The sequence below is a fragment of the Oscillibacter valericigenes genome, from assembly GCF_016902445.1.
GTDB classification, from domain to species: domain Bacteria; phylum Bacillota; class Clostridia; order Oscillospirales; family Oscillospiraceae; genus Oscillibacter; species Oscillibacter avistercoris.
In genome coordinates, this window is the sequence record NZ_JACSNX010000009.1 from 1 (window position 1) to 26,471 (window position 26,471).

General features: G+C 64.4%; 25 protein-coding genes. 14 read left to right on the top strand and 11 right to left on the bottom strand.

Annotated elements, in window-relative coordinates:
* Positions 1 to 200 precede the first annotated feature (200 nt).
* The 4 genes from H9X91_RS07655 to nifU all read left to right on the top strand — a co-directional run bounded on the left by H9X91_RS07655 (position 201) and on the right by nifU (position 4,158).
* Entirely contained in the window at positions 201 to 1,238 is a 1,038-nt protein-coding gene (locus H9X91_RS07655; protein ID WP_204804050.1) for a Gfo/Idh/MocA family protein, read from the top strand.
* 351 nt (positions 1,239 to 1,589) lie between these two features.
* On the top strand, positions 1,590 to 2,390 hold the full coding sequence (locus H9X91_RS07660; protein WP_204804052.1) for a M15 family metallopeptidase: 801 nt from the start codon (positions 1,590 to 1,592) through the stop codon (positions 2,388 to 2,390).
* Positions 2,391 to 2,520: 130 nt separating this feature from the next.
* Positions 2,521 to 3,708 (top strand): cysteine desulfurase family protein, encoded by a 1,188-nt coding sequence (locus H9X91_RS07665; RefSeq protein WP_204804054.1) that lies wholly within the window; start codon positions 2,521 to 2,523, stop codon positions 3,706 to 3,708.
* Between the two features lie 15 nt (positions 3,709 to 3,723).
* Positions 3,724 to 4,158: a Fe-S cluster assembly scaffold protein NifU gene (nifU, locus tag H9X91_RS07670; RefSeq protein WP_204804056.1), complete on the top strand. Its 435-nt coding sequence runs from the start codon at positions 3,724 to 3,726 to the stop codon at positions 4,156 to 4,158.
* Positions 4,159 to 4,198: 40 nt separating this feature from the next.
* Here nifU and H9X91_RS07675 read toward each other — a convergent pair whose 3' ends face one another.
* Both H9X91_RS07675 and H9X91_RS07680 read right to left on the bottom strand, forming a co-directional pair.
* A complete protein-coding gene (locus H9X91_RS07675) occupies positions 4,199 to 4,600 on the bottom strand; it encodes a hypothetical protein (protein WP_204804058.1) in 402 nt (133 codons plus the stop codon).
* A 73-nt stretch (positions 4,601 to 4,673) separates the two neighbouring features.
* Positions 4,674 to 5,141 (bottom strand): metallophosphoesterase family protein, encoded by a 468-nt coding sequence (locus H9X91_RS07680; protein ID WP_204804059.1) that lies wholly within the window; start codon positions 5,139 to 5,141, stop codon positions 4,674 to 4,676.
* 310 nt (positions 5,142 to 5,451) lie between these two features.
* On the opposite strand from H9X91_RS07680, the gene H9X91_RS07685 reads away from it, so the two are divergent.
* The 7 genes from H9X91_RS07685 (at position 5,452) to H9X91_RS07715 (ending at position 10,284) form a co-directional block, all read left to right on the top strand.
* On the top strand, positions 5,452 to 6,018 hold the full coding sequence (locus H9X91_RS07685) for a DUF3793 family protein (RefSeq protein WP_204804060.1): 567 nt from the start codon (positions 5,452 to 5,454) through the stop codon (positions 6,016 to 6,018).
* A gap of 29 nt (positions 6,019 to 6,047) precedes the next feature.
* On the top strand, positions 6,048 to 6,479 hold the full coding sequence (locus H9X91_RS07690) for a flavodoxin (RefSeq protein ID WP_204804061.1): 432 nt from the start codon (positions 6,048 to 6,050) through the stop codon (positions 6,477 to 6,479).
* 249 nt (positions 6,480 to 6,728) lie between these two features.
* Positions 6,729 to 6,941 (top strand): FeoA family protein, encoded by a 213-nt coding sequence (locus H9X91_RS07695; RefSeq protein ID WP_204804062.1) that lies wholly within the window; start codon positions 6,729 to 6,731, stop codon positions 6,939 to 6,941.
* A 28-nt stretch (positions 6,942 to 6,969) separates the two neighbouring features.
* The gene (locus H9X91_RS07700; protein WP_204804063.1) at positions 6,970 to 7,191 is read left to right on the top strand and encodes a FeoA family protein; all 222 of its coding nucleotides are present in this window, start codon (positions 6,970 to 6,972) and stop codon (positions 7,189 to 7,191) included.
* Between the two features lie 283 nt (positions 7,192 to 7,474).
* A complete protein-coding gene (gene feoB, locus H9X91_RS07705; protein WP_204804064.1) occupies positions 7,475 to 9,664 on the top strand; it encodes a ferrous iron transport protein B in 2,190 nt (729 codons plus the stop codon).
* Positions 9,665 to 9,678: 14 nt separating this feature from the next.
* A complete protein-coding gene (locus H9X91_RS07710; RefSeq protein WP_204804065.1) occupies positions 9,679 to 9,849 on the top strand; it encodes a FeoB-associated Cys-rich membrane protein in 171 nt (56 codons plus the stop codon).
* A gap of 39 nt (positions 9,850 to 9,888) precedes the next feature.
* Entirely contained in the window at positions 9,889 to 10,284 is a 396-nt protein-coding gene (locus H9X91_RS07715) for a metal-dependent transcriptional regulator (RefSeq protein ID WP_204804067.1), read from the top strand.
* A 153-nt stretch (positions 10,285 to 10,437) separates the two neighbouring features.
* Here the strand turns inward: H9X91_RS07715 and H9X91_RS07720 are convergent, their stop codons facing one another.
* Positions 10,438 to 11,301 carry a DegV family protein gene (locus H9X91_RS07720; RefSeq protein WP_204804069.1) on the bottom strand — a complete coding sequence of 288 codons (864 nt, stop codon included), beginning with the start codon at positions 11,299 to 11,301 and terminating at the stop codon, positions 10,438 to 10,440.
* Between the two features lie 286 nt (positions 11,302 to 11,587).
* Here H9X91_RS07720 and H9X91_RS07725 point away from each other — a divergent pair, with 286 nt between their 5' ends.
* The 3 genes from H9X91_RS07725 to ftsH all read left to right on the top strand — a co-directional run bounded on the left by H9X91_RS07725 (position 11,588) and on the right by ftsH (position 14,549).
* A complete protein-coding gene (locus H9X91_RS07725; protein WP_204804071.1) occupies positions 11,588 to 12,130 on the top strand; it encodes a TetR family transcriptional regulator in 543 nt (180 codons plus the stop codon).
* Positions 12,131 to 12,282: 152 nt separating this feature from the next.
* Positions 12,283 to 12,738: a hypothetical protein gene (locus H9X91_RS07730; protein WP_204804073.1), complete on the top strand. Its 456-nt coding sequence runs from the start codon at positions 12,283 to 12,285 to the stop codon at positions 12,736 to 12,738.
* A complete protein-coding gene (gene ftsH, locus H9X91_RS07735) occupies positions 12,735 to 14,549 on the top strand; it encodes an ATP-dependent zinc metalloprotease FtsH (protein WP_204804075.1) in 1,815 nt (604 codons plus the stop codon). Before H9X91_RS07730 ends, ftsH begins: the two co-directional genes overlap by 4 nt.
* 49 nt (positions 14,550 to 14,598) lie before the next feature.
* On the opposite strand, the gene H9X91_RS07740 is transcribed toward ftsH, so the two are convergent.
* The 8 genes from H9X91_RS07740 to H9X91_RS07775 form a co-directional block, all read right to left on the bottom strand.
* Complete coding sequence (locus tag H9X91_RS07740; protein ID WP_204804077.1) at positions 14,599 to 15,411, bottom strand: amidohydrolase family protein; 813 nt, start codon at positions 15,409 to 15,411, stop codon at positions 14,599 to 14,601.
* Positions 15,412 to 15,541: 130 nt separating this feature from the next.
* Positions 15,542 to 15,955, bottom strand: a complete 414-nt coding sequence (locus tag H9X91_RS07745; RefSeq protein ID WP_204804079.1) for a YjdF family protein — start codon at positions 15,953 to 15,955, stop codon at positions 15,542 to 15,544.
* A gap of 153 nt (positions 15,956 to 16,108) precedes the next feature.
* A complete protein-coding gene (locus H9X91_RS07750) occupies positions 16,109 to 17,335 on the bottom strand; it encodes a substrate-binding domain-containing protein (protein ID WP_204804081.1) in 1,227 nt (408 codons plus the stop codon).
* Between the two features lie 541 nt (positions 17,336 to 17,876).
* Positions 17,877 to 19,391 carry an IMP dehydrogenase gene (locus tag H9X91_RS07755; RefSeq protein WP_204804083.1) on the bottom strand — a complete coding sequence of 505 codons (1,515 nt, stop codon included), beginning with the start codon at positions 19,389 to 19,391 and terminating at the stop codon, positions 17,877 to 17,879.
* A gap of 271 nt (positions 19,392 to 19,662) precedes the next feature.
* Positions 19,663 to 23,403: a phosphoribosylformylglycinamidine synthase gene (locus H9X91_RS07760; RefSeq protein WP_204804085.1), complete on the bottom strand. Its 3,741-nt coding sequence runs from the start codon at positions 23,401 to 23,403 to the stop codon at positions 19,663 to 19,665.
* A gap of 44 nt (positions 23,404 to 23,447) precedes the next feature.
* Complete coding sequence (purD, locus tag H9X91_RS07765; RefSeq protein ID WP_204804087.1) at positions 23,448 to 24,728, bottom strand: phosphoribosylamine--glycine ligase; 1,281 nt, start codon at positions 24,726 to 24,728, stop codon at positions 23,448 to 23,450.
* Between the two features lie 36 nt (positions 24,729 to 24,764).
* Positions 24,765 to 25,130, bottom strand: a complete 366-nt coding sequence (locus H9X91_RS07770) for a four helix bundle protein (protein WP_204804089.1) — start codon at positions 25,128 to 25,130, stop codon at positions 24,765 to 24,767.
* Between the two features lie 31 nt (positions 25,131 to 25,161).
* Complete coding sequence (locus H9X91_RS07775; RefSeq protein WP_204804091.1) at positions 25,162 to 26,340, bottom strand: phosphoribosylaminoimidazolecarboxamide formyltransferase; 1,179 nt, start codon at positions 26,338 to 26,340, stop codon at positions 25,162 to 25,164.
* Between the last annotated feature and the right edge of the window lie 131 nt (positions 26,341 to 26,471).

Sequence of the window (26,471 nt, forward strand, 5' to 3'; positions counted from 1 at the left end):
TCGCGCGCGGAGGGCCACTGCACCGGAGCGCGCTTAGCGCCTTTTTCTCTTCCACCGGGCGCGGCGCATTCTCTTTTTGGGCAAGACCAAAAAGAGAATGGGGGGCGCATCCCACGTGGAAACGGCCCCCGGGGGGAGGTCCCCCCATCTCACCCCCTGCATTTCCCCATTATTTTTCAAATAAAGGAAGGTACACAATCATGGATAAGGTTCTGAAAATCGGCATCATCGGCTGCGGCGCCATCGGCAAGGACCACTGCCGCCGCATCATCGAGACCGTCCCCGGCGCCACCGTGGTGGCTGTCAGCGACTACGTGGCCGCTGCCGCGGACGAGACTGCCGCCAAGTACGGCATCCGCTCCTTCGGCAACGACTGCGACGGCATGATCAAGGACCCTGAGGTGGAGGCCGTGGTCATCACCTCCATCGACCCCACCCACCACGACTATGTCATGAAGACCCTGGCGGAGGAGAAGTGGTGCTTCTGCGAGAAGCCCCTGAGCCAGAACGCCAAGGACTGCGAGGAGATCATCCGGCGGGAGCAGGAGATCGGCAAGCGGCTGGTGCAGGTGGGCTTCATGCGCCACTATGACCGGGGCTATGCCGAGATGAAGCGCATCATCTCCTCCGGCGAGCTGGGCGCCCCCCTGCTGATCAAGGCCTGCCACCGCAACGTGTCCCAGGGCCCGGGCTTCAAGACGGAGAACGGCGTCACCAACGTGGCCATCCACGAGCTGGACATCTGCCGCTGGCTGCTGGACGACGAGTATGAGGACGTCCAGTGCGTGAAGGTCCGCCAGAGCGCCAATTCCAACAAGGGCTATGACAACCCTCAGGTGATGCTGATGCGCACCAAGAAGGGCTGCTTCATCGACGTGGAGGTCCAGGTGGCCGACGGCTACGGCTATGACATCCAGTGCGAGGTGGTCTGCGAGAACGGCACCGTCAAGCTGCCCGACCCCTACGCCGTGGTCTGCCGCTCCCGTCCCGCCGGCTGGGACAGCGTGAAGCCCGCCGAGTCCATGCCCATCATGACCGACTGGAAGGAGCGCTTCATCGAGGCCTATGACATCGAGTTCTGCAAGTGGGTGGAGTCCGTCCACGCCGGCAAGCTCACCGGCCCCTCTTCCTGGGACGGCTACGTGGCCTGCGTGGCAGGCGACGCCCTGAATGCCTCCCGCGGCACCTCTCAGTTCCTGAAGGTGGAGACCATGGAAAAGCCGGAGATGTACAAGTAATCACAGCTGATGCAAGCACAAAAAGGGCCGCCCGGGAGGGCGGCCCTTTTTGCGCGGGGAAGCCGGGTGTCAATTAGGAATGAGGAATTAGGAATGAGGAATTAGGAATGAGGAATTAGGAATGAGGAATTGTTGTGTTCCGCCTACGGCGGAACGAAATTCAAAACGTCCGGCTTTGCCGGACACCAAAATTCCTAACTCCTAATTCCTAACTCCTAATTTCTCCGTCCGTCTTGTTTCTATTTGTTTCCAAACGTTCACAAAAACTCCCTTGTTTTCGCGCGGCAGGCAGAGTACCATGGAAACAGAAGAGAGGACAAGCGTCAGCCTATGGCTGGAAAGGAACGATAGATGAACATCCAAAAGAATCTGATGCGCTGCGGCGCGCTGCTGGCGGCCGTGCTGGCACTGGCTCCGTCCGCCCTGGCGGCGGATGCGGAGACTGCATCCGTCCCGGCAGTTCAGCTCATCCCGGCAGTCCGGACCGTCCAGACAGACTGGCGGCTCCTGCTGGTGAATCCGTGGAACACGGTGCCGGAGGGATATGAGATCCAGCTGGCCACGCTGTCCAACGGACTGCAGGTGGATGAGCGGATCTATGACGATCTGGACGACATGCTCACCGACTGCCGGGAGGCGGGGCTCTCTCCCATCGTCTGCTCCGCCTACCGGACAGAGGCTACCCAGACCCGGCTGTACCGGAACAAGGTGGCCCGGGTCCGCGCCTCCGGCGTGCCGGAGGACCAGGTGGAGGCAGAGGCCGCCCGCTGGGTGGCCAAGCCCGGCACCAGTGAGCACCAGACCGGTCTGGCCCTGGACATCGTGGCCGCCAGCTACCAGATCCTGGACGAGAAGCAGGAGGACACGGCGGAGCAGAAGTGGCTGATGGAGAACAGCTGGAAGTACGGCTTCATCCTCCGCTACCCCTCGGAGAAGAGCGACATCACCGGAATCGGCTACGAGCCCTGGCACTACCGCTACGTGGGCAAGGCGGCGGCTGCGGAGATCTACCGCACCGGCGTCTGCCTGGAGGAGTACCTGGGCAGGGCGGTCCTGCCGGCGGCAGAGCTGACGCCGGCCCGGCCGGCCCGGGCAGCGGAAGCACCGGCGGTCCGGCCCCTGGAGCCGGTATCTTCGGCGGCATCCGTCTGAATGGCGGATCCATCCCATCCACACGGCGGGTGCAGCCCGCCGTTTTTTACGTCAAATTCCTACTTGACAAATATGAATTTATGTGAGATAACTATACCATAGTAATTAACTGGGAAATGGAGTGAACCAGATGAAGATCTATGCAGATAACGCGGCCACCACCCGCCTCAGCGACACGGCGCTGGCGGCCATGACCCCCTGCTTCCAGGAGATCTACGGCAACCCCTCCAGCCTCCACACGCCGGGACAGCTGGCGGCGGAGAAGCTGGCGGCGGCCCGGGAGGTCTTTGCCCGGAATCTGCACGCGGACCCCCGGGAGATCACTTTCACCTCCGGCGGCAGCGAGGCGGACAACCAGGCCCTCCGCTCTGCCGCGGCCCTGGGGGCAAAGCGCGGAAAGCGGCACATCGTCTCCACGAAGTTTGAGCACCACGCGGTGCTCCACACCCTCCAGGCTCTGGAGCGGGAGGGATACGAGGTGACCCTGCTGGACATCCCGCCGGACGGCGTGGTGACGGCGGAGCAGGTGCGAAGCGCCATCCGGCCGGACACCTGCCTGGTGAGCGTCATGTTCGCCAACAATGAGATCGGCACCATCCAGCCCATCGCGGAGATCGGGGCCGTCTGCCGCCAGGCGGGGGTCCTGTTCCACACGGACGCGGTCCAGGCGGCGGGGCATGTGCCCATTGACGTGGAGGCATTGCAGGTGGACCTGCTGTCCCTCTCCGCCCACAAGTTCCACGGCCCCAAGGGGGTGGGGGTCCTGTACGCCCGGCGTGGCGTGGCGCTGACGCCGCTGATCCACGGCGGCGCCCAGGAGCGGGGCAAGCGGGGCGGCACCGAGGACATCCCCGGTATCTGCGGCGCCGCGGCCGCCTTTGACGAGGCCTGCGCCAATATGGCCCGGAACGCCGACTGCCTCACGCCTCTGCGGGACAGGCTGATCGCCGGCCTCACCGCCATCCCCCACACCGTGCTCAACGGCGACGCTGCCCGCCGGCTGCCGGGGAACGTGAACGTGTGCTTCGAGGGCATCGAGGGGGAGTCCCTGCTGTTGCTGCTGGACGAAAAGGGCATCGCCGCCTCCTCCGGCAGCGCCTGCACCTCCGGCTCCCTGGACCCCAGCCATGTGCTGCTGGCCCTGGGGCGGCCCCACGAGGTGGCCCACGGCTCCCTGCGGCTGACCCTCAGCGAAGAGAACCGGCCGGAGGAGATCGACTATATCCTGGAGGTCCTGCCGGGTATCGTGTCCTATCTGCGGGACATGTCCCCGGTGTGGGACGAGCTGGAGACCGGCCGCCGGCCGCATCTGATCTGAAAGGAGACAACGACCATGGCATTATACAGTGAGAAGGTAATGGACCACTTCCAGCATCCCCGGAACGTGGGGAAGCTGCCTGACGCCGACGGCGTGGGGGAGGTGGGCAACGCCAAGTGCGGGGACATCATGCGGATGTACATCCAGGTGGACCCGGAGACCCAGGTGATCACCGATGTGAAGTTCAATACCTTTGGCTGCGGCAGCGCCATCGCCACCAGCTCCATGGCCACGGAGCTGATCAAAGGCAAGCCCATCGCCGAGGCGCTGAAGCTGACCAACCGGGCGGTGGTGGAGGCCCTGGACGGCCTGCCCACCCATAAGATCCATTGCTCCGTACTGGCGGAGGAGGCGGTGCGGGCGGCTGTCCGGGACTACTATGACCGCAATCACATCCCCTACGGCCCTGAACTGGCGCCGCGGGAGGATGCAGAGGACCACGGGCATTGAAAAAAGCCCCGGAGCAACGCTCCGGGGCTTTTACGGTCGATCAGAGATCCGCGTCTTCAAAATCGTCCGCGTCGGGATAGCAGTCTGCAAACATCTTCTCGAACCGCCGCTGATTCCGGCGGTTGTTGGGCGTCATCCGGTTCAGGCTCTTCAGGAAGGCGAGGATCATGCCGAAAAGATACCCGAAGGTGGCGGCAGAAGCGGTGAGCCGGATCACCAGCACAGAGATCACAGCCACACACAGAAAGCCGATGACCGTATGCCGTACGATCCGCCTCAGGGCCAGGGACAGGTCAAAATCCGGGACCTGCTGCTTCCGGCGCCGGGCCAGGGAGATCGAGGAGCAGAGCGCCACCAGCGCCTGGATGCCGAAAACGCTCATGATGAGGAATCCGACTGCGGCGGCGAACAGGAAACGGAGGGCGATCGAGAATACGTCCATGCCAGGTTTCTCCTCCCGTGTCCGATTAACTTTTCTTATTATACAGGAAAACCGCCGGTTTGACAAGAGGTGTTCACGCCAGCCAAACGGTCCGCCCGTCCAGCTGTCCGCCCTGGATGGTCACAACGGCATAGGAAGGGCGGGTGGAGTCGCCGATGCTGCCGGGGTTCAGGAACAGCGTCCGGCCCCGCCGGTCCACCAGGGGCTTGTGGGTATGGCCGAAGAGAAACAGATCCAGCTGCTGTTCCTCTGCCGCAAAACCGGCGGTCACAAGGGACTGCTTCACCCCGTACGTGTGGCCGTGGCACAGAAGGATCCGCTTGTCCCGCAGCACCAGCAGCCGCTCTGCCGGTTCCGTCGGGCGGAAGTCACAGTTGCCGGGCACCTGTTCCAGCGGGATGTCGGGGAAATATGTGTGGAGCCGCTCGCCGTCCCGCCAGCAGTCTCCCAGATGGATGATCAGATTCGGAGCGGTCAGCTCCACGGCGCGGATCATAGGGGCCACAGCCCCATGGGAATCGGAGAGTACCAGGATATCCATAAGCCCATTCCTTCCAGAGATGTTTTTTTCAGTATAGCGGAAATAAAGAGAGGATGCAATTCCTTCTGCGATCGAACTCCGTACCGGACCGCCCGGGATCCTGCCTTCCGCCGGGCGGCCCGCAGGCAGCAGGCTTTCGGCGGGGAAGCGGAAAAATTTGAAAAAGGGGGTTGACAGGAGCGCACATCCATGGTATATTCTGTACATGGTTAGTTAATACTAACTAACGGCGCGGGCCGGGAGCGGCCCATTCTTTTCAACCGATAGTTTGTTTAAACTAACTTTCGGGAACAGGAACGGAGGGACTGCCTTGGAACGGAGCTTTGAAGCGGTGCTGGTGGAGCAGTGCGCGACCACATTGGCAGGTGTGAAGCCGGCCAGCCTGTTCCGGTACCAGGGCGCTGACCGGCGGCAGTCCCGGGAGGCTGCGGCCCGCTGGGCCAAGGAGCTGGCCCCTTACGGCATCACCGTCCGGATCCTGAAGGTCTGCCCGCAGACGGGTGCTTGTCTGATCTACCTGTACCGGGCCGGATGGCTCCGGTCGATCCTCTCGGAGCCATCCAACCGCGCCTTTCTGGCACGGCAGGGGTATCAGACGGACCAGGGCTGTCCGGGGCTGCTGCGGCAGCTCTCCCGGCGGCTGTGCCTGGAGAGGGAGTTCCCCCATGAGATCGGCGTGTTTTTGGGCTATCCGCTGGAGGACGTGGTGGGCTTCATCGAAAACCGCGGCAGGAACTACACCTGCTGCGGATGCTGGAAGGCCTACGGCGATCCGGAGGCGGCCCGGAGACGCTTTGATCAGTACCGCCGCTGCACCGCTGCCTGCAAGGAGCGGTTCCGGCGGGGCGCGCCCATCACACAGCTGATTGCGGCGTGAATCTTATCTGCTGGAAAGGAAGCACCGATATGAACAAATTAGCCATCGTCTACTGGAGCGGCACCGGCAATACGGAAACCATGGCCAACTGCATCGCAGAGGGGGCCAGAGAGGCCGGCGCGGATGTGACCCTGATGGGACCTGCCGAGTTCTCCGCCGCCAAGTTCGCAGAATACAGTGTTGTTGCCTTCGGCTGTCCCGCCATGGGGGCGGAGCAGCTGGAAGAGGACGAAGTGGAACCCATGTTCGCCGGGCTGGAGGGATCCCTGGGCGGGAAGAAGATCGCCTTGTTCGGCTCCTACGGCTGGGGCGACGGCCAGTGGATGCGGGAGTGGTGCAGCCGCTGTGCGGCGGCGGGCGCCAGCCTGTATGACGAAGAGGGCCTGACAGCCAACGAATCTCCCAGCGAGGAGGCCCGAGAGGCCTGCCGGGAGCTGGGGCGCAAGCTGGCGGCCTGGTAAACTCTGCTCATCAAAGATCTTTCTTTGATACTTATCTCCTTTTTTCCCCTCAACATGGCCCTCGCGCGGTGTGCCTGCCGCGCGGGGGCCGACTCCTTTTCCGCTTTGCCGCGATGTTTTCAAATTTTTCCGGAAAAGGGCTTGACAGGCATGGTTAGTCATGGTAAACTACCGAATCGAAAGAAAGGTTAGCAAATGCTAACCTCCGCAGCAAAGAACAGGAAGCGTCTTGTAGAGGAGGGAGGTCCCATGATGCCTCTGACGATGGCCCGGCCGGGAGAGACGGTCACGATTCGCAAGATCACCGGCAAGGATGAGATCCGTCAGCATCTGGCGGAGCTTGGCTTTGTGGTGGACAGCGATGTCACCGTGGTCAGCGAGATCGCCGGCAATCTGATCCTGCAGGTGAAGGACAGCCGGGTGGCATTGGACAAGACCATGGCGAATCGGATCATGATTTGAGTGTTTGCAAGAGTTAGGAGGACGAACGATGAAGACCCTGAAAGATGTCAAGGTGGGAGAGACTGCCACAGTAGTCAGGCTCTACGGAGAGGGCGCCACCAAGCGCCGGATTATGGACATGGGCATCACCAAAGGCGTGGAGGTCCATGTCCGCAAGGTCGCGCCGCTGGGTGACCCCATGGAGCTGAATGTGCGGGGCTATGAGCTCAGCGTGCGGAAGGCAGACGCGGAGATGATCGAGGTCTCTTAAAGAGGGGACTGCGTCCCCCCCTTTAGAGTCCCCCTCACCAGTCTGCGGACTGGTGGACGCCGCCCAAGGCGGCCGGGTCAAAGTATTTTCGCCACGTACATGCCGCGGCGAAAATAATCCTATTTTCTTCATCTGCCTTTGGCAGATGAACCGGAAAAACCGTAGGTTTTTCCCGGCCCTTTTCCCGGACGGTGCGGGAACAGGAGAGACGATAAGGGCGGCTTTGGCCGCTGTTTTTCAGGAAGAAAGTTAGCTTTAACTAACATTTTGGAAGGAGAGAACGATGGACATTAAGATCGCACTGGCCGGCAACCCGAACTGCGGCAAGACCACGCTGTTCAACGATCTGACCGGCTCTAACCAGTACGTGGGCAACTGGCCCGGCGTCACGGTGGAAAAGAAGGAGGGCCGCCTGAAGGGCCGCAAGGATGTGGTCATCCAGGACCTGCCCGGCATCTACTCCCTGTCTCCCTACACGCTGGAGGAAGTGGTGGCCCGGAACTACCTGGTGAAGGAAAAGCCCGACGCCATTTTGAACATCGTGGACGGCACCAACATCGAGCGGAACCTCTACCTCACCACCCAGCTGATCGAGCTGGGGCTGCCGGTGGTGGTGGCCGTCAACATGATGGACCTGGTCCGCAGGAACGGCGACCAGATCGACGCCAAGAAGCTCAGCGACGCCCTGGGTTGCCAGGTGGTGGAGATCAGCGCCCTGAAGGGCGAGGGCGGCGTGGCCGCTGCGGAGCTGGCTGCCAAGCTGGCCCAGCAGAAGTGCGCCGGCGAGCTGCCCCACGTGTTCACCGGCAGCGTGGAGCACGCCATCGCCCACATCGAGGAGTCCATCCAGGGCAGGGTGGACGACCGCTACCTCCGCTGGTACGCGGTGAAGGTCTTTGAGCGGGACGAGAAGGTCCTGGCGGACCTGGACCTGAGCGCCGACCTCCGTGCCCATCTGGAGGACCACATCGTGGACTGCGAGAAGGAGCTGGACGACGACGCCGAGAGCATCATCACCAACCAGCGGTATGCGTACATCAACGGCCTGGTCAGCAAGTCCGTCAAGAAACACGGGGAGAAGCACCGCCTCTCCACCTCCGACAAGATCGACCAGATCGTCACCAACCGGATCCTGGCCCTGCCCATCTTCGCCGTGGTAATGTTCGCGGTGTACTGGATCGCCATGGGCCCCTTCGGCACCTTCCTGACGGACTGGACCAACGACGTGCTGGGCACCGCCTGGCTGGTGGACATCCCCAAGGCCGCCCTGGAGGGCTGGGGCGTCAATGAGGTGCTCGTCGGCCTGATCTGCGACGGCGCCCTGGCCGGCGTGGGTGCGGTGCTGGGCTTCGTGCCCCAGATGCTGGTGCTGTTCCTCATGCTGGCCGTTCTGGAGGACATCGGCTACATGGCCCGGATCGCCTTCATCATGGACCGGATCTTCCGGAAGTTCGGCCTCTCCGGCAAGAGCTTCATCCCCATGCTGGTGGGCACCGGCTGCGGCGTCCCCGGCGTCATGGCCTCCCGCACCATTGAGAACGAGCGGGACCGGCGTATGACCGTCATGACCACCTGCTTCATCCCCTGCGGCGCCAAGCTGCCCATCATCGGCATGATCGCCGGCGCCCTGTTCAACGAGTCGGCCCTGGTGGGTGTCTCCGCCTACTTCATCGGCGTGGCGGCCATCGTCATCTCCGGCATCATCCTGAAGAAGACGAAGCTCTTCGCCGGCGATCCGGCGCCCTTCGTCATGGAGCTGCCCGCCTACCACACCCCCTCCGCCGGCAACGTGCTGCGGGCCACCTGGGAGCGGGGCTGGTCCTTCATCAAGCGGGCCGGCACCGTGATCCTGGCCTCCTCCATCGTGCTGTGGTTCCTCCAGGGCTTCGGCTGGGAGAACGGCGCCTTCGGCATGGTGGCGGACATGAACAACTCCGTCCTGGCCGCCATCGGCACCGCCATTGCCTTCGTGTTCGTGCCCCTGGGCTTCGGCTCCTGGCGGCTCACCGTGGCGGTGTTCACCGGCCTCATTGCCAAGGAGAACGTGGTGGCCACCCTGGCTGTGCTCTACGGCTACGCCGGCGACCTGAGCGACAACGGCGACGAGATGTGGGGCCTGCTGGCCGCCTCCGGCGACCTCACCGCCATCTCCGCCTATTCCTTCATGATCTTCAACCTGCTGTGCGCACCCTGCTTCGCGGCCATGGGCGCCATCAAGCGGGAGATGAACAACCCCAAGTGGACGGCCATCGCCATCGGCTACATGTGCGTGTTCGCCTATGTGGTCTCCCTGATCGTCTATCAGATCGGCGGCCTCATCACCGGCGAGGTGGCCTTCGGCTTGGGCACCGTCGTGGCTGCAGTGCTGATCGCTGGGATCCTGTACCTGCTGTTCCGCCGGAACAGATATGACGATGAGCGGCTGACCATCAGCGCCGTGGAGGCTGCCAGCCGCCGCGCTGCCGCCAAGTAAGAAAGGAAGCATTTATGAACGCACCTACCATCATTGTCGGTCTGATCGTGCTGGCGGTCTTTGCGGCCATCGTGGGCAAGGGCATCTACAACCGGCGCCACGGCAGGGGCGGCTGCTCCTGCGGCGGCGACTGCGGGGCCTGCGGAGGCGGATGCCGCTGCGGCGAGACGACCCGCCATTCCTAACAAGGCGGCCCGGCCCCGCCGGGCAGAAGGAGGCGTTCCATGGAACTGAGCAGTGCGCATCTGCGGTATCTGCTGGCCATCGGCCAGCTGTCTCAGGGAACGGGTGCGGTCAGCTCTGCGCAGGTGGCCCGGGCGCTCCAGGTATCCCGTCCCTCCGTCACCCGGATGCTGGCCATCCTGGCGGAAAAGGACCTGGTGACCAAGGAGCGGTACGGCAAGATCAATCTGACGGAGACGGGCGCAGCCCTGGCCCGGCAGCTGCAGGCCGGGCTGCAGGACCTGGAGCGTCGGCTTCCGGCCCTGGGCCTGGAGCTGGATCGGGAGGAGACCGCCGCTGTGGCGGGTGTCCTGGCAACTGCTCTGCCGGAGCGGTGCTTCCGAAGGCTCTGCACCACTGGCCCTGGCGAGGCAATGGGAAGCGCTCCAACGGAATAATTAGGAATGAGGAGTTAGGAATTAGGAATTGAAACGGCAGCAGAGGTTTTCCTCCATGATCGCCTGCCAGACAACAAGGACCCGGCGGCCTGATGGCCCCGGGTCCTTGCTTACGCGCAGAATTCCTAATTCCTAACTCCTCATTCCTCATCCCTACTCCAGCCTCTGCACCGCGGCCCCCAGCACGCCGTCGCCGATGTAGACGCTCAGCGTGCCGTCCAGTTCGCCGCTCCAGATGTGGTCATAATTGGGAAGGGCGGCGGTGAGCTTCTCTTTCAGAATCTCCATCTCTGCCGGGGCGCCGCCGTTGGCTACCGCCAGGTTGTACCGGGCCGCGCCGCTGTGGCGGTCCTCCACCAGCTCGATGAGCTTGCGGATCACCAGGTTCCGGCCCCGGACCTTGGCGATGGACTGGAGCTGCCCGTCGGCAGCGAAGGTGATGAGAGGCTTGATCTGCAGCATGGTGCCCGCCATGGCGGTCACCTTGCCGATGCGGCCGCCCTTCTGCAGATACTCCAGCGTATCCACGGAGAAGAAGGGGAAGGTGTTTCGGATCAGCCGGGGCACCCGGCGCTCCGTCAGGGTGTCCCAGTCCATGCCCAGGCGGATGTCCTCCGCCAGCTGCAGCACCATCATGCCGGTGCCCAGGGACCCGCTGACGGAATCGTACACCCGGATGGTCAGATCCGTCCGCTCCTCCGCCAGCAGGCGCACCATGTTGTAGGTGCCGGAGAGCCCGCCGGAGAGCATCAGGGCAATGACGGCGTCATACCCGTCGGCGGCGATGCGGTCAAAGGCACCGGTGATATCCTGGGCCGCGGGAAGGGAGGTCTGGGGCAGCTCACCGGATCGCAGCCGTGCATAGATATCGGCGGCGTGGATATCCACACTGTCCCGGTATTCCCCATCGGCACACAGGATCCGCAGCGGGACTACATAGATCTGATTTTCCTCCGCCATCTGGGGGGAGAGATCTGCGCAGGAGTCCGTCAGCAAAGCGATCTTTTGGGGTGTCATGGTTCCATCTCCAAACCTTTCTCATAGAGGGCCGCGCCGGAGGACCGGACCGGCCAGAGTGCGGGAAAGCCGGATCGTCTGTTTTACAGACCGGATGACATGGTTTGCTCATTCCGTCTCACCATATCCGTATAACATAGTATATGGAATGGCACCGGAAAAATCAAGAGGGAAATCCCCTGACGCGGCGGCCGGGCGCCATTGCCCCAAGTTTCCGCATTTTGGGGTTGCAATGGAGGCTGCGTTTCCGGTATGATAAAAAAGACGGCCAAAGGAGGGATGTGCGATGCCGGTGGATGTGAAGGGTGCAGTTGCGGCTGCGTTTTTGGAGATGGCCGCCCGAAAGGACGTGGACAAGATCACGGTGAAGGACCTGGTGGAGGCCTGCGGGATCTCCCGGCAGACGTTCTACTACCATTTCAGGGATATCGTGGATGTGCTGGAGTGGACGGCCCGCCAGGGAGTGGAGCGCCTTTTGGCCCAGAGCCTGAAGGCGTCCTCGCCCCGGGAGGCACTGGGCCGCTTCGTGGATTTTGCCGCCGAGTCGCAGCCAATGGTCCGGCGGCTGCTGAATTCCCAGCGGCGGGAGGCCATGGAACGGATCATGGTAGAGGCCACCCGCGTCTATCTGGAGAGAAGCGCCCGGGAATGGGGCGTGGAGCCGTCGCTGAACCAGGCAGACTGGCAGGTGACGCTGGACTTTTACGCCTGCGGGATGGCGGGACTGCTGCTGGGCAGCGACCGCCGCCGTGTCCAGGACCGGGACCAGCTGGCGGACCAGCTGGCCCGGCTGCTGTCCGGTGAGATGGTGCATCCAAAGAGAGATTGACAGATCTGCCCCCGTGTCAGAAAGCCTGACACGGGGGCGTTTTTGTCAGGACAGAGTCGCTGTATTGGCAGTGGCGGCGGCAGGCGGGGCCGTGGTATAACAGGAACCGAGAGAAGGACCCACCGTGCTGCGGGCCGGAAAGGAGCACAGGAATGGAACTGAGAGATGGGATCTTCGCGGTGAAGCTCTGCGAGCTGGAGCGGCAGTACGGCCTGCTGCAGACCCGCCTGGAACTGTGTCAGGGCGCAGGCCACGAAAAGATCCGGGACATTCTTCAGGATGAGCTGAATGACTACCGGGAAAACGCTCTGCTGATGGAAAGGCGGGCGGAGGGCAGCCGGTCCCCGGCGGTGGCGGAGCTGTCGTCCGCCCAGCGGGACTATGACCGCCGGGTGGAGGAGATCCTGCGGGAGAAGCTGCCCCGCCTGATGCGGGGAGAGGAAGACCCCCAGGAGGAGCAGGCGGAGGCGGCGGCGCTCTACGCTGAATACGCCATTGACTTTGCCAGCCAGGCCATGCGGGGCGCCCTGCTGGCGGCACTGATTGCCATAGACCGGCAGATGAGCTGTGAGGAGCAGAAATACGAAGGAAAGGAAGAATACCGATGAAAGAAGTCAGACCCCCGAAACGGCCGCTGATCTTTTACTACTGCGTGGCCGTGCTGATCCTGCTGCTGTTCAACTTCCTGGCCATGCCCTGGCTGGCCCAGCGGCAGATCCAGGAGGTGGACTACAACACCTTTGTGGAGATGCTGGAGGACGGCCAGGTGGGCCTGGTCCAGCTTCAGGAGCAGGAGAACCGTGTCCTGTTTACGAATACGGAGGAGACGGCCGTCTATAAGACCGCCCTGGTTGGAGACCCGGACCTGACGCAGCGGGTGCTGGATGCCGGGGCATCCCTGACCGGCGAGGAGATCCAGCAGACGGACCCCATCCTCAGCTTTCTTCTGAGCTGGGTGCTGCCCATCGTGATCTTCATCGCCCTGGGACAGTATCTCTCCCGGCGGATGATGAAGAACATGGGCGGGCCCAACGCCATGGCCTTCGGCAAGTCCAATGCCAAGATGTACGTCAAGTCCTCGGAGGGCATCAAATTCTCCGATGTGGCCGGTGAGGACGAGGCCAAGGAGAACCTGAAGGAGATCGTGGAGTACCTCCACGACCCAGGCAGATACCGGGAGATCGGCGCCACCATGCCCAAGGGCATCCTGCTGGTGGGCCCTCCCGGCACCGGCAAGACCATGCTGGCCAAGGCCGTGGCCGGCGAGGCCAATGTCCCCTTCTTCTCCATGTCCGGCTCGGAGTTTGTGGAGATGTTCGTGGGCATGGGCGCCAGCAAGGTGCGGGACCTGTTCAAGCAGGCCAAGGAGAAGGCCCCCTGCATCGTGTTCATCGACGAGATCGACGCCATCGGCCAGAAGCGGAACTCCGGCACCTACGGCGGCAACGACGAGCGGGAGCAGACCCTGAACCAGCTGCTCACCGAGATGGATGGCTTTGAGGAGAACACCGGCGTCATCATCCTGGCGGCCACCAACCGGCCCGAGTCCCTGGATCCGGCCCTGACCCGGCCCGGCCGGTTTGACCGGCGGGTGCCGGTGGAGCTGCCGGACCTGCAGGGCCGGGAGGACATCCTGAAGGTCCACGCCAAGAAGATCAAGGTGGCGGAGGACGTGGACTGGAACAAGATCGCCCGGATGGCCTCCGGCGCCAGCGGCGCGGAACTGGCCAATATCGTCAATGAGGCCGCCCTGCGGGCGGTGCGGGACGGCCGGCGCTTCGCCACGGAGGCGGATCTGGAGGAGAGCATCGAGGTGGTCATCGCCGGCTACCAGAAGAAGAACGCCATCCTCACCGATGAAGAGAAGAAAGTGGTGTCCTATCATGAGATCGGCCACGCCCTGGTGGCGGCCAAGCAGACCAATTCCGCCCCGGTGCAGAAGATCACCATCATCCCACGGACCTCCGGCGCCCTGGGCTACACCATGCAGGTGGACGAGGGCAACCACTACCTGATGAGCCAGGCCGAGCTGGAGAACAAGATCGCCACCCTCACCGGCGGCCGGGCCGCCGAGGAGCTGGTGTTCCACTCTGCCTCCACCGGCGCCTCCAACGACATCGAGCAGGCCACCAAGCTGGCCCGGGCCATGATCACCCGGTACGGCATGAGTCCCGACTTCGACATGGTGGCCCTGGAGACGGTGCAGAACCAGTACCTGGGCGGGGATTCATCCCTGGCCTGCTCCGCCGAGACGGCGGCCAAGATCGACCAGCAGGTGGTGGAGCTGGTGAAGCGCCAGCACGAGAAGGCCAGCCAGATCCTCTCCGAGAACCGGAAGAAGCTGGACGAGCTTGCCCAGTACCTGTACGAGAAGGAGACCATCACCGGCGACGAGTTCATGGAGATCCTGAACAAATAAATCTCAGAAAAAGCGGGGAGGCACCCTTGGATGCCTCCCCGTTTTCCTGTCACAGCCCCAGACCGTAGATGCGGTTGGCGTTGTCAAAGAACACCGCCTCATGGTACCGCTCCGGCACCAGCCGGGCGATAAAGCCAATATATTCGCCCAAATTGACAATGGGCCAGTCGGTTCCGAACATCACTTTGTCCCAGCACTGGATGGCGGTGAGCCAGGACCGCAGCAGGAACACATAGCCCGCCTGCTCCTGAAAGTAATCGTCCAGGTCCACCCGGCCCTCCAGCAGGCCGGAGAGATCCGCCGCCACGTTGGGGTTCTTCTCCACCACTGCCGCCGCGGCCTCCAGGAAGGGGTTTCCAAAGTGGCACATGACGAATCGGGTGTCCGGGTGGTCTGCCGCCGCCTCGTCCAGAGCCAGGGGATGGCAGTATTTCAGATGGGCCCGGGAGAAGGACGTCAGCCCCATGTGGATGGCCACCGGCTTGCCATATCGGGCCGCCAGACGGTAGATGGGCTCGTACATGGGGTCTGACAGAGAGATCCTGTTGTACCCCGGGTACAGCTTCACACCGCAGCAGTTGTCCCGCCGCAGGTGCTCCTCCACCCGGTCCGGCAGATCCGGGACCGCTGTTCCGCCGGCGGCGGTGCCGCTGTCCAGTCCCACGCAGTAGTGGAACAGGTCGGCGGGATAGCGGCCCTGGACGTCCAGGCCGTAATTGCCCATCACCACGCCGTGGACGATGTCCAGCTCCCCGTAGACCTCCCGCAGGTGGCGGACGGTGCCGTGGTGGCCCACCTGGCGGGCCATTTCCTCGGCGGAGTCCTCTGTAAACAGATGCAGATGGGCGTCAATGATCTTCATGCCTGCAGTTCTCCTTCCTTCTGCCCCGGCAGGCGGGGCGCTGATGGTTTGACAGTGTCATTATAGCAGACTCTGCCGCCTGCGCAACCCCCTTGCGGAAGCGCCTGCGGGGCAGAGGAAAGCACAGAGGTCAGTGACCTCTGTGCTTTTCTTTTCGGCGCTTCTGCCGCAGCTGGAATTTCCGCTCCGCCTCCGCGTCCCGCTGCTGGCGGGTGCGGGCGAGACGGGCCTGTTTCCCCTGCTCCTGCTGGAGCTTCAGGGCCTGTTGGGCCTTGGTGCCGATGGTCCCGGTCCGGGTCGCCTGCCGGGCCTCCCGCTGGCGCCGCTTGGGGCTTTTGGGGGCGTCCGGACGGTCGTCCGCCGGCCGGGGCGGGCTGAATCGCAGCGTCCGCCAGTGCTCCAGGAGATAGGCGTAGACCTCCTGGTCCCGGGGCTCCGCGCCGAAAACGATCCGGCAGACGGCGTACCCCGTGTCGTCCTCCCGCTCGTACAGACCGATCCAGAAGGGATCTTCGAACAGGATGGTGAGCCTGCTGGTGCCCATATGGTGTCCTCCTTTGAAAAAGCGCTTACAAAGAACGGACAACCAAGGAGGCAGGTTACTGACGGCCATTCGGCCGCTCCCGGACTACCGACCGGGACGTGTTTTTATCTTTGCGCCATCAGCATACCACAGCGGGATGGGACTGGCAAGGCCTCATTCCAGGGCCACATAGCCCGTTTGCTCGATGAGCTGCTGGCCCTGGTCCGACAGGATCAAGTCCAGGAAAGCCGCCACGGTGGAATCCCGTTCCTGGAGCGGTGGTTCCCCGACGGGGGCGGCGGTGACGGCATAGAAGGTCTCCGTGATGGGATAGGACTCGTCCCGGATGGTCTCCCGGGTGGGCTCCACCCCATCCAGGGCCAGCAGGCGGATGTCCCCGCTCTCCACCATCTCCGTGGCGTAGAAGCGGAAGGAGAAGCCGATGGCGTTGCGGTAGTTCCGGTAGCTGGCCACCTCCTGGATGATGCCGCCCATGGTGCCCACCCGGTCCTCCAGCTCCGGCTCCACCAGGGGCAGGCCGTCCATCAGCCGCTCCAGAGCGGACTGGCTGCCGCTGTCCTCCGCCCGCTGGAAGGGGCGGATGGACTGATCCTCCCCGCCCACCTCCCGCCAGTTGGTGATCTCACCGGTGTAGATGCCCTGGATCTCATCCACCGTCAGCTCCGTCACCGGGTTGCGGCTGTTGACGAAGAACACGAAGGCCTCCCGGCCGATGGGGGTCAGGTGGTATTCCATCCCCGCCGCCGCTGCCGCCTCCAGCTGGGCCTGGGAGGGGGCGGCGGCAAAGGCGATGTCCGTGGTGCCATCCAGCAGCCGCTCATAGGCGGTAATGGTGCCGTCGCACCGGACGATGCCCTGGGTGCTGTACAGTATGGGGTCATCGCCGGCCGGCCCCGGGTACACCGCCTGGACGAAGGCGGAATAGACCGGATACAAGGCGGTGGCCCCGTTCAGGGTCAGGTTCCGGGCCTCCTGAGGGTCCAGCCGCAGGGCGGAGGGCTCTTCCAGCCATACAGCTTTGGTATCCTCCCCAAAGGGCTCATACTCCCGCAGCAGATCGGCCCGGTCGTCGTCCACCGTGGGGATGCTGTCCCGCCAGGCGCCGAAGCCACACCAGGCGAGGCACAGAGCAAGGACTCCCAGGGTTCCGAAGCCCAACCACCGCTTGGCCCGCCGGGGCAGCCACCGCCGCCCCGCCAGAGCGATCACCGCCAGGGGGAGGGACACGACTGCCCAGGCCCACAGGGCGTACTGCGCGTATGGCGGCCAGCCGGTGAGAGAGGTGAACAGGACCGCAAACAGCAGCAGGCCGCCGTAAAAAATCACGACAGCCGCTGCCATGACCAGGGCGGACAGGAGCTTTTTCCATGGCACCTTCATGAGGATCCCTCCTTTGATTTGAGCATACAGGAATTCCGGGAGGTTGTCCAGGCCCAATGTGTTTGGGAGGACGTATGAAAAACGGCCGGGCATCGCCCGGCCGCTTTGTATCTCCGAATCGGAAAAATTTGACTCAGCTCCGCTGGTTGCCGCCGGCGGTGGTGTCTTTCAGCAGCACATCGTGTGCGCCGCCGCACCCCACGGGACCTGTCCCGTGGGGACCCCGCATTTGATCGTAACCGGCCAGGCGGAGCCCGGCCGGTTCAAGGTTTTGCTGCGCAAAACGCTTGGACCCGCTGCCGCGGGAGGTCAGGCGGCGAGGAGGTCGAGATTGCCGTCAGCTCCGCTGGTTGCCGCCGGCGGTGGTGTCCTTCAGCAGCACGTCATGTGCGCCGCCGCACCCCACGGGACCTGCCCCGTGGGGACCCCGCATTTGGTCGCAACCGGCCAGGCGGAGCCCGGCCGGTTCAAGGTTTTGCTGCGCAAAACGCTTGGACCCGCTGCCGCGGGAGGTCGGGCGGCGAGGAGGTCGAGATTGCCGTCAGCTCCGCTGGTTGCCGCCGGCGGTGGTGTCCTTCAGCAGCACGTCATGTGCCCCGCCCTCCACGATGGAGACGGAGGACACCAGCGTCAGCTTAGCCTTCTCCCGCAGCTCCGGGATGGTCAGCGCTCCGCAGTTGCACATGGTGGATCGCACCTTGGCCAGGGTGGTGGCCATGCCGTCGGAGAGCTTGCCGGCGTAGGGAACATAGGAGTCCACCCCCTCCTCAAAGGAGAGCTTGGCCGCCCCGCCCAGGTCGTACCGCTGCCAGTTCCGGGCCCGGGCGCTGCCCTCGCCCCAGTACTCCTTCATATAGCTGCCGCCGATGAGGACCTTGCTGGTGGGGGACTCGTCGAACCGGGAGAAGTACCGGCCCAGCATGCAGAAGTCCGCCCCCATGGCCAGGGCCAGGGTGATGTGGTAGTCCTGGACGATGCCGCCGTCGGCGCAGATGGGCACGTAGACGCCGGTCTCCTCAAAATACTTGTCCCGCTCTGCCGCCACGTCGATGACTGCCGTGGCCTGGCCCCGGCCGATGCCCTTGGTCTCCCGGGTGATGCAGATGGAGCCGCCGCCGATGCCCACCTTCACGAAGTCGGCGCCGCAGTCCGCCAGGAAGCGGAAGCCCTCGCCGTCCACCACGTTGCCGGCGCCCACCTTCACGGTGTCGCCGTACCGGCTGCGGATCCAGGCCAGGGTCCGCTTCTGCCACTCGGAGTAGCCCTCGGAGGAGTCGATCACCAGCACGTCGGCCCCGGCCTCCACCAGGGCGGGCACCCGGTCCTCGTAGTCCCGGGAGTTGATGCCGGCGCCCACCACATACCGCTTCTGGCTGTCCAGCAGCTCCAGGGGGTTGCCCTTGTGGGAGTCGTAGTCCTTCCGGAACACGAAGCTCACCAGATGCCCGTCATCGGAGACGATGGGCAGGGCGTTGAGCTTGTGGTCCCAGATGATGTCGTTGGCGGCCTTCAGGCTGGTGCCCTCCGGGGCGGAGACGATCTTCTCCGCCGGAGTCATGAACTGACTGACCGGGGTGGACGGGTCCATGCGGCTCACCCGGTAGTCCCGGCTGGTGACGAGACCCAGCAGCCTGCCGGTGCCGGTGCCGTCGTCCGTGACCGCCATGGTGGAGTGGCCGGTCCGCTCCTTCAGGGCCAGTACGTCCGCCAGGGTGTCACCCAGGCGGAGGTTGGAATCGCTGATGACAAAGCCCGCCTTGTAGTTCTTCACCTTCCGCACCATCTCCGCCTGCTGCTCGATGGGCTGGGAGACGTAGATGAAGGCGATGCCGCCCTCTTTTGCCAGGGCGATGCCCATCTGCTCGCCGGACACCGCCTGCATGACGGCGGAGACCATGGGCACGTTCATGGTGAGGGCGGGCTCCTCGCCCCGGCGGTACTTCACCACCGGGGTCTTGAGGGAGACGTTGGCGGGGATGCACTCCGCAGAGGAGTAGCCGGGCACCAGCAGATACTCACTGAAGGTGCGGGAGGGCTCGGAGAAAAAATATGCCATAGGGCCACCTCATTTCATCAGATTTCAGATATGGGAACACGCTTACAGATCCAGCTGGAAAAACAGCGTGGTATCCGGGGGACTGTTATTGTAGCAGGGGATCTCGCGGAATCCCGGCCGCCGCAGGGCGATGCGGCCGGCGGCCTGTCCGTCCCCGGATGTCCGCGAGGGCGTCACAGGCCGGCAGGAGCGTGATATGGGAGCTGATGGCCGACACCTCCCGTCGGGTATTTCAGATTATGATACCCGCTTCCGGCGGGCCTGTCAACCGTCAGATGGAAAAATACGCCCTGGCTGCCTGGAACAGACCCAGGTCATAGTTGCCGGGGACATTTTTGTACAGGCAGGGGCCGACCCGTTCGCTGTGGCCCATCTTGCCCAGGACCCGGCCGTCGGGGGAGGTGATGCCCTCCACCGCCCAGACGGAGCCGTTGGGGTTGCCGGCGATGTCCATGGTGGGCGCGCCGCCGTCGTCCACGTACTGGGTGGCGATCTGCCCGTTTTCCGCCAGCTGCGCCAGGAGGTCCGGCGGGCAGAGGAACCGCCCCTCCCCGTGGGAGATGGGCACGCTGACGACGTCACCCACCCGCACCCGGGAGAGCCAGGGGGACCGGTTGGAGGCCACTCTCGTCCGGACGATCCGGGACTGGTGGCGGCCGATGACGTTATACGTCAGGGTGGGGCAGGAGGCGTCCGTGTCCCGGATCTCCCCGAAGGGCACCAGCCCCAGCTTGATGAGGGCCTGGAAGCCGTTGCAGATGCCAAGGATCAGGCCGTCCCGGTTTTTCAGCAGGTCCATCACCGCGTCGGCAGTCTGGGGAGACCGGAGGAAGGCGGTGATGAACTTGCCGGAGCCGTCCGGCTCGTCGCCGCCGGAGAAGCCGCCGGGCAGGAACAGGATCTGGCTCTCCCGGGCGGCCCGGGCGAACCGGGCGGCGGACTCCGCCACCTTGGCGGGGGTCTGGTTGTTCAGCACCAGGATCTCCGGCGTGAGACCCGCCCGCAGGCAGGCCCGGGCGCTGTCGTACTCGCAGTTGGTGCCGGGGAACACGGGGATCAGCACTCTGGGCTTCGCCGCGCTGGCCCTGGGGGCGGCACGGGTGAAGGCCGGGGCCTCCGGCACCGGCACCGGCGCGGGATCGGCAGGCGTGCGGTTGGGGTACACATCCTCCAGCGCGCCCTCGTTGAGGTTCAGCAGCTCCTCGATGGAGGCGCTGTCCTTGCCAATGGTGATGGTGGGCTCCGCGGTGGTGAAGCCGATGCGGTTGGCGCAGGGCAGGTCCACCTCCTCGGTGAGCTCGGCCACGATCATGCCGGGATAGGGTCCCCACCAGGGGGCGCCCGCCTGGGGATCGTTCACAAAGCCGATGGAGTTGCCGAAGGACATCTTCATCACGGCCTCCGCAGCGCCGTTCTCCACCGCCCAGGCGGCCTTCACCTTGCCCTGCCGGTGCAGGTCGTGGAAGGCCTCCCAGGTCTCCTTCAGGTGCTCTGCGCTGGAGGAGCCGCCGAAGGCATACACCGGGTGGCCCGCCTCCTTGAACTCGGGGGACAGGACCTCGCCGGCCTTGACGGGGGCGATGGCGAAGGAGATCAGGGTGGGGGGCACGTCCAGGTCGTTGAAGGTGCCGGACATGGAGTCCTTGCCGCCGATGGCCGCCCGGCCAAAGGCCAGCTGGGCGGCCAACGCCCCCAGCAGGGCGGCGAAGGGCTTGCCCCAGCGCTCCGGCTCGCTGCGCAGCTTCTCGAAGAACTCCTGGAAGGTGAGGTAGGCCTTCCGGTAGTCCGCGCCGGCGGCCACCAGCTTGGCCAGGGACACACCCACCGAGGTATAGGCCCCGAAGAAGGGATCCTCCATCATCTGGTCCGGGTCAAAGCCCCAGGCCATGACGCTGGCCTGGTCGGTCTCCTGCCCCGGCAGGACAGGCAGCAGGGCGGCCATCACCTGAGTCGGCGTCCGCTGGAACCTGCCGCCGAAAGGCATCAGCACGCTGCCGCACCCGATGGTGGAATCGAACCGCTCCGCCAGCCCCCGGCGGGAGGCGGATCTCAAACTGGCGGCCATCTCACGCAGAGAGCCGCTGAAAGATACTCCAAATTTGGCGCCTTTTACCGTTTTGGTCTCCCCGTTTCCGACAGGAATGGAAACTTCCACGCTGCTCCGGTCGGGGACGGAGACGCTGGTGTGCTTCACCGCGCCGTTGGTATTGAGAAAGTCCCGGCTCAGGTCCACGATGGTCCGGCCCCGCCAGCGCATCACCATCCGGGGGCTCTCCGTCACCACGGCAACGGGATAGGCCTCCAGGTTCTCGGCGTCCGCGGCGGCGATGAATTTCTCGGCGTTTTCCGGAGCCACCACCACCGCCATCCGCTCCTGGGACTCGGAGATGGCCAGCTCTGTGCCGTCCAGGCCGTCGTACTTCTTCCGCACCGCGTCCAGGTCGATGGAGAGGCCGTCAGCCAGCTCGCCCACGGCCACGGATACGCCGCCGGCGCCGAAGTCGTTGCACCGCTTGATGAGGCGGGTGACGTTCCCGTCCCGGAACAGCCGCTGGATCTTCCGCTCCTCCGGGGCGTTGCCCTTCTGGACCTCGCTGGCCATGGTGGCCAGGGAGTGGCTGTCATGGCTCTTGGAGGAGCCGGTGGCGCCGCCGATGCCGTCCCGGCCGGTACGCCCGCCCAGCAGGATCACGATGTCGCCCGGCTGGGGCTCCTCCCGGACCACGTTGGCCGCCGGGGCGGCGGCCACCACCACGCCGCACTCCAGGTGCTTGGCGATGTAGCCGGGGTGGTACACCTCGCTGACCAGCCCCGTGGCCAGGCCGATCTGGTTGCCGTAGGAGGAGTAGCCGGCGGCGGCGGTCTGGGCGATCTTCCGCTGGGGCAGCTTGCCGGGGACTGTCTCGCCCACCGGCGTCCGGGGATCGCCGCAGCCGGTGAGCCGCATGGCCTGGTGGACATAGGCACGGCCGGACAGGGGATCCCGGATGCACCCGCCGATGCAGGTGGCCGCGCCGCCGAAGGGCTCGATCTCCGTGGGGTGGTTGTGGGTCTCGTTCTTGAACATCAGCAGCCAGTCCTGCTGGCTGCCGTCCACCTGGGCGGTGACATGGATGGAACAGGCGTTGATCTCCTCGCTCTCATCCAGCTCGGGGAGCAGGCCCTGCTTCTTCAGGACCTTGGCACCGATGGTGGCGATGTCCATGAGGGTCTGGGGCCGCTTGGCCGCCTTCTCCGCTCCATAGACCTCCACCCGGGCGGCCAGATAGTCCTCATAGGCCGCCTGGACGTTCAGGTCGTCGATCTGGATATTGTCCAGATGGGTGGAGAAGGTGGTGTGGCGGCAGTGGTCGGACCAGTAGGTGTCCACCACCCGGACCTCCGTCACGGTGGGGTCCCGCCGCTCTGTGTCCCGGAACCAGGCCTGGAGGAACGCCAGGTCCTCCAGGTCCATGGCAAGACCCAGCTTTTCCAGCAGGGCGGAAAGACCTGCCCGGTCCAGGGCCGTGAAGCCGGTGAGAACGGCCACGTCCGCCGGGACGGCGGCCGTCAGGGTCAGGCTCTCCGGCACCTCCAGGGACGCCTCCCGGCACTCCACCGGGTTGATGACGTACCGCTTTACCGCCTCCGCGTCCGCCGCCGTCAGGGGGCCGAACAGCAGATAGACCTTGGCGGTGCGGACCGTGGGCCGCTCCCCCTGGGTCATCAGCTGGATGCACTGGGCGGCGGAGTCCGCCCGCTGGTCGAACTGCCCCGGCAGGGGCTCCACGCCGAAGGCGATGCAGTCCCCGGCGGGCAGGGCCGCGGTGACATCGTCCACCTGGGGCTCGGAGAACACCGTCCCCACCGCCCGGCGGAAGGCGGCCTCGTCCAGCCCCTCCGCGTCGTAGCGGTTCAGCAGGCGCAGGCCCTCCAGGGCGGAGACGCCCACCACGGTCCGCAGCTCCCGCAGCAGGCTTTGGGCCTCCTGCCGGAGTCCCGGCTTCTTTTCCACATAGATCCGTCTTACCATCGTATGACCTCCCGGCGCCGGTCAGGCGCTTGATAAAATGAGATTCAGTCTGCCAGGGCCGCCAGCGCCCGCCGGCCGATGTCGTGGCGCAGGTATTTGCCGTCAAAGTCCACCGTCTCCGCGGCGGCGTAGGCGTCGGCAAGCGCCTGCCGCAGGGTGGGGCCGGTGGCAGTGATACCCAGCACCCGGCCGCCGCTGGTGACCAGCCGGCCGCTCTCGTCCAGCCTGTCTCCGGCGTGGTAGATGGTCACGTTCCCCGGCAGGGAAGCGGGCAGGGAGATGGCCTTGCCCTTCTCATAGTGGCCCGGATACCCGCCGGAGGCCAGGATGACGCAGGCGGCGGAGGCGTGCCGCCACTCCACGGTGAGTTCTCCCAGGGTCTCGTTCTCCACCGCCTGCATGACGGTCAGCAGGTCCGTTTTCAGCAGGGGCAGCACCACCTGGGTCTCCGGGTCCCCGAAGCGGCAGTTGTACTCGATGACCTTGGGCCCGTCCGGGGTCAGCATCAGCCCGAAGTACAGGCAGCCCTTGAAGGGGCAGCCCTCCGCCCGCATGGCGGCCAGGGTCGGCAGGAAGATGGTGTCCATGCATACCTGGGCGATGTCCTCCGTGTAGCAGGGGTTGGGGGCCACGGTGCCCATGCCGCCGGTGTTGAGGCCGGTGTCCCCGTCCCCCGCCCGCTTGTGGTCCATGGAGGACACCATGGGGGCGATGGCAGTGCCGTCGGTAAAGGCCAGGACGCTGACCTCCGGCCCGGTCAAGAACTCTTCGATGACCACCCGGCTGCCGGAGTCCCCAAAGGCCCGGTCCTCCATGATGGTCCTGACCGCCGCCTCCGCCTCTTCATAGGACCGGGGGATCAGCACCCCCTTGCCCAGTGCCAGGCCGTCCGCCTTGATGACGATGGGGAAGGAGGCGGTCCGCAGGAAAGCCAGGGCCTCCGCCGGGGAGGTGAACACCTCATACCGGGCGGTGGGGATGTGGTGTTTCTGCATCAGGTCCTTGGCAAAGACCTTGCTGGACTCGATCCGGGCGGCCTTGGCGTCCGGGCCGAAGCAGGGGATGCCCGCGGCGTGGAGGGCGTCCACGCACCCCAGGGCCAGGGGGTCGTCCGGCGCCACCACGGCGAAGTCCGCGGCGTGGCTCCGGGCGAAGGCCACGATGCCGCCGATGTCCGTGGCCCCGATCTCCGGCACGCAGACGGCGTCCGCCGCGATGCCGCCGTTGCCCGGCAGGGCGTAGATGGTCTCCACATTCGGGTTCTCTTTCAGTTTTTTGATGATGGCGTGCTCCCGGCCGCCGCCGCCCACTACGAGGAGCGTCATGTTGTCACAGCCTTTCTGTCAATGAGGAATTAGGAGTTAGGAATTAGGAATTTTCCCGTCTCGGATGGATTTGGTGATGGAGGAGAGGAGCTTGCGAAGTTCCTCACAGTCCTGATAGAGAGATTTGTACTCCGGGGAAGATACGTAATCGCACGAGTATAGCAGTTCCAGCCAGTACAAGGTCTCGGCGGATTCCTTCAAGGCAATATAGAGCTTGTTGAGAAAATCCTTTCGGCTGCTTGCATACTGCGCCTCGGAAATGTCGGCGCCGATGCTGGTACCGCTGCGGAGAAGCTGCTTGGAAAGCACATATTCCCTTTTCTCCTCACAGAGGTATTGATAAAGCATGACGATGCGTCTGGCAAACAACAGGCTTTTGCACCTGACCTCGTTCTCCTTCAATTCCTAACTCCTCATTCCTAATTCCTAATTTTTAGTGGTGGAACAGCCGCATCCCGGTGAACGCCATCACGATGCCGTACTTATTCGCCGTCTCGATGACATTGTCGTCCCGAATGCTGCCGCCGGGCTCGGCGATATATTGGACGCCGGATTTTCTGGCCCGCTCCACGTTGTCGCCGAAGGGGAAGAAGGCGTCGGAGCCGCAGGTGACGCCGGTGAGGGTGGAGATCCAGGCCTTTTTCTCCTCCGCCGTCAGGGGTTCCGGCTTCACGGCGAAGGTCTGCTGCCAGACGCCCTCCGCCAGCACGTCCTCGTACTCGTCGGAGAGGTACACGTCGATGGCGTTGTCCCGGTCCGGGCGGCGGATGTGCTCCACGAACTGCAATCCCAGCACCTTGGGGTGGTGCCGCAGCCACCAGGTGTCCGCCTTGGTGCCCGCCAGCCGGGTGCAGTGGATGCGGCTCTGCTGGCCCGCCCCCACGCCGATGGCCTGGCCGTCCTTCACATAGCACACGGAGTTGGACTGGGTGTATTTCAGGGTGATGAGAGCCACGATCATGTCCCGCCTGGCATCCTCCGGCAGGTCGCGGTTCTCGGTCACGATGTTGGTCAGCAGGTCCTCGCTGATGGTAAAATCGTTCCGGCCCTGCTGGAAGGTGATGCCGAACACGTCCTTGTACTCCTGGGGGGCGGGGACATAGTCCGGGTCGATCTGCACGATGTTGTAGTTGCCCTTCTTTTTGGCTTTCAGGATCTCCAGGGCTTCCTCGGTGTAGCCGGGGGCGATGATGCCGTCGGACACCTCCAGCTTCAGATACCGGGCGGTATCGCCGTCGCACACGTCGGAGAGGGCCGCCCAGTCCCCGTAGGAGCACAGCCGGTCCGCCCCTCTTGCCCGGATGTAGGCGCAGGCCAGGGGGGACAGGTCTCCCGCCTGCTCCACGAAGTACATCTGACGCTCCACGTCGGAGAGGGGCAGCCCCACGGCGGCCCCGGCGGGGGAGACGTGCTTGAAGGACGCGGCGGCGGGCAGGCCGGTGGCGTCTTTCAGCTCCCGCACCAGCTGCCAGGAGTTCAGGGCGTCCAGGAAGTTGATGTACCCCGGCCTGCCGTTCAGCACGGTGAGGGGCAAATCGGTCCCATCCCGCATGAAGATGCGGGCGGGCTTCTGGTTGGGGTTGCAGCCGTATTTCAGTTCCAGTTCGTTCATGGCAAACCTCCCGATACAATTAGGAATTAGGAGTTAGGAATTCGGAATTTTTGAGAGTGAAGATAGGAGATAAAAGATAAGAGATAGGAGTTGCGGTGTTCCGCCGGAGGCGGAACGATTGAAATTCGTCC

Excerpts from the sequence above, each read along its gene's own strand:
- H9X91_RS07655 (WP_204804050.1), top strand. The coding sequence starts at position 201 with ATGGATAAGGTTCTGAAAATCGGCATCATCGGCTGCGGCGCCATCGGC.
- H9X91_RS07660 (WP_204804052.1), top strand. The coding sequence starts at position 1,590 with ATGAACATCCAAAAGAATCTGATGCGCTGCGGCGCGCTGCTGGCGGCC.
- H9X91_RS07665 (WP_204804054.1), top strand. The coding sequence starts at position 2,521 with ATGAAGATCTATGCAGATAACGCGGCCACCACCCGCCTCAGCGACACG.
- nifU (WP_204804056.1), top strand. The coding sequence starts at position 3,724 with ATGGCATTATACAGTGAGAAGGTAATGGACCACTTCCAGCATCCCCGG.
- H9X91_RS07675 (WP_204804058.1), bottom strand. The coding sequence starts at position 4,600 with ATGGACGTATTCTCGATCGCCCTCCGTTTCCTGTTCGCCGCCGCAGTC.
- H9X91_RS07680 (WP_204804059.1), bottom strand. The coding sequence starts at position 5,141 with ATGGATATCCTGGTACTCTCCGATTCCCATGGGGCTGTGGCCCCTATG.
- H9X91_RS07690 (WP_204804061.1), top strand. The coding sequence starts at position 6,048 with ATGAACAAATTAGCCATCGTCTACTGGAGCGGCACCGGCAATACGGAA.
- H9X91_RS07695 (WP_204804062.1), top strand. The coding sequence starts at position 6,729 with ATGATGCCTCTGACGATGGCCCGGCCGGGAGAGACGGTCACGATTCGC.
- H9X91_RS07700 (WP_204804063.1), top strand. The coding sequence starts at position 6,970 with ATGAAGACCCTGAAAGATGTCAAGGTGGGAGAGACTGCCACAGTAGTC.
- feoB (WP_204804064.1), top strand. The coding sequence starts at position 7,475 with ATGGACATTAAGATCGCACTGGCCGGCAACCCGAACTGCGGCAAGACC.
- H9X91_RS07710 (WP_204804065.1), top strand. The coding sequence starts at position 9,679 with ATGAACGCACCTACCATCATTGTCGGTCTGATCGTGCTGGCGGTCTTT.
- H9X91_RS07715 (WP_204804067.1), top strand. The coding sequence starts at position 9,889 with ATGGAACTGAGCAGTGCGCATCTGCGGTATCTGCTGGCCATCGGCCAG.
- H9X91_RS07720 (WP_204804069.1), bottom strand. The coding sequence starts at position 11,301 with ATGACACCCCAAAAGATCGCTTTGCTGACGGACTCCTGCGCAGATCTC.
- H9X91_RS07725 (WP_204804071.1), top strand. The coding sequence starts at position 11,588 with ATGCCGGTGGATGTGAAGGGTGCAGTTGCGGCTGCGTTTTTGGAGATG.
- H9X91_RS07730 (WP_204804073.1), top strand. The coding sequence starts at position 12,283 with ATGGAACTGAGAGATGGGATCTTCGCGGTGAAGCTCTGCGAGCTGGAG.
- ftsH (WP_204804075.1), top strand. The coding sequence starts at position 12,735 with ATGAAAGAAGTCAGACCCCCGAAACGGCCGCTGATCTTTTACTACTGC.
- H9X91_RS07740 (WP_204804077.1), bottom strand. The coding sequence starts at position 15,411 with ATGAAGATCATTGACGCCCATCTGCATCTGTTTACAGAGGACTCCGCC.
- H9X91_RS07745 (WP_204804079.1), bottom strand. The coding sequence starts at position 15,955 with ATGGGCACCAGCAGGCTCACCATCCTGTTCGAAGATCCCTTCTGGATC.
- H9X91_RS07750 (WP_204804081.1), bottom strand. The coding sequence starts at position 17,335 with ATGAAGGTGCCATGGAAAAAGCTCCTGTCCGCCCTGGTCATGGCAGCG.
- H9X91_RS07755 (WP_204804083.1), bottom strand. The coding sequence starts at position 19,391 with ATGGCATATTTTTTCTCCGAGCCCTCCCGCACCTTCAGTGAGTATCTG.
- H9X91_RS07760 (WP_204804085.1), bottom strand. The coding sequence starts at position 23,403 with ATGGTAAGACGGATCTATGTGGAAAAGAAGCCGGGACTCCGGCAGGAG.
- purD (WP_204804087.1), bottom strand. The coding sequence starts at position 24,728 with ATGACGCTCCTCGTAGTGGGCGGCGGCGGCCGGGAGCACGCCATCATC.
- H9X91_RS07775 (WP_204804091.1), bottom strand. The coding sequence starts at position 26,340 with ATGAACGAACTGGAACTGAAATACGGCTGCAACCCCAACCAGAAGCCC.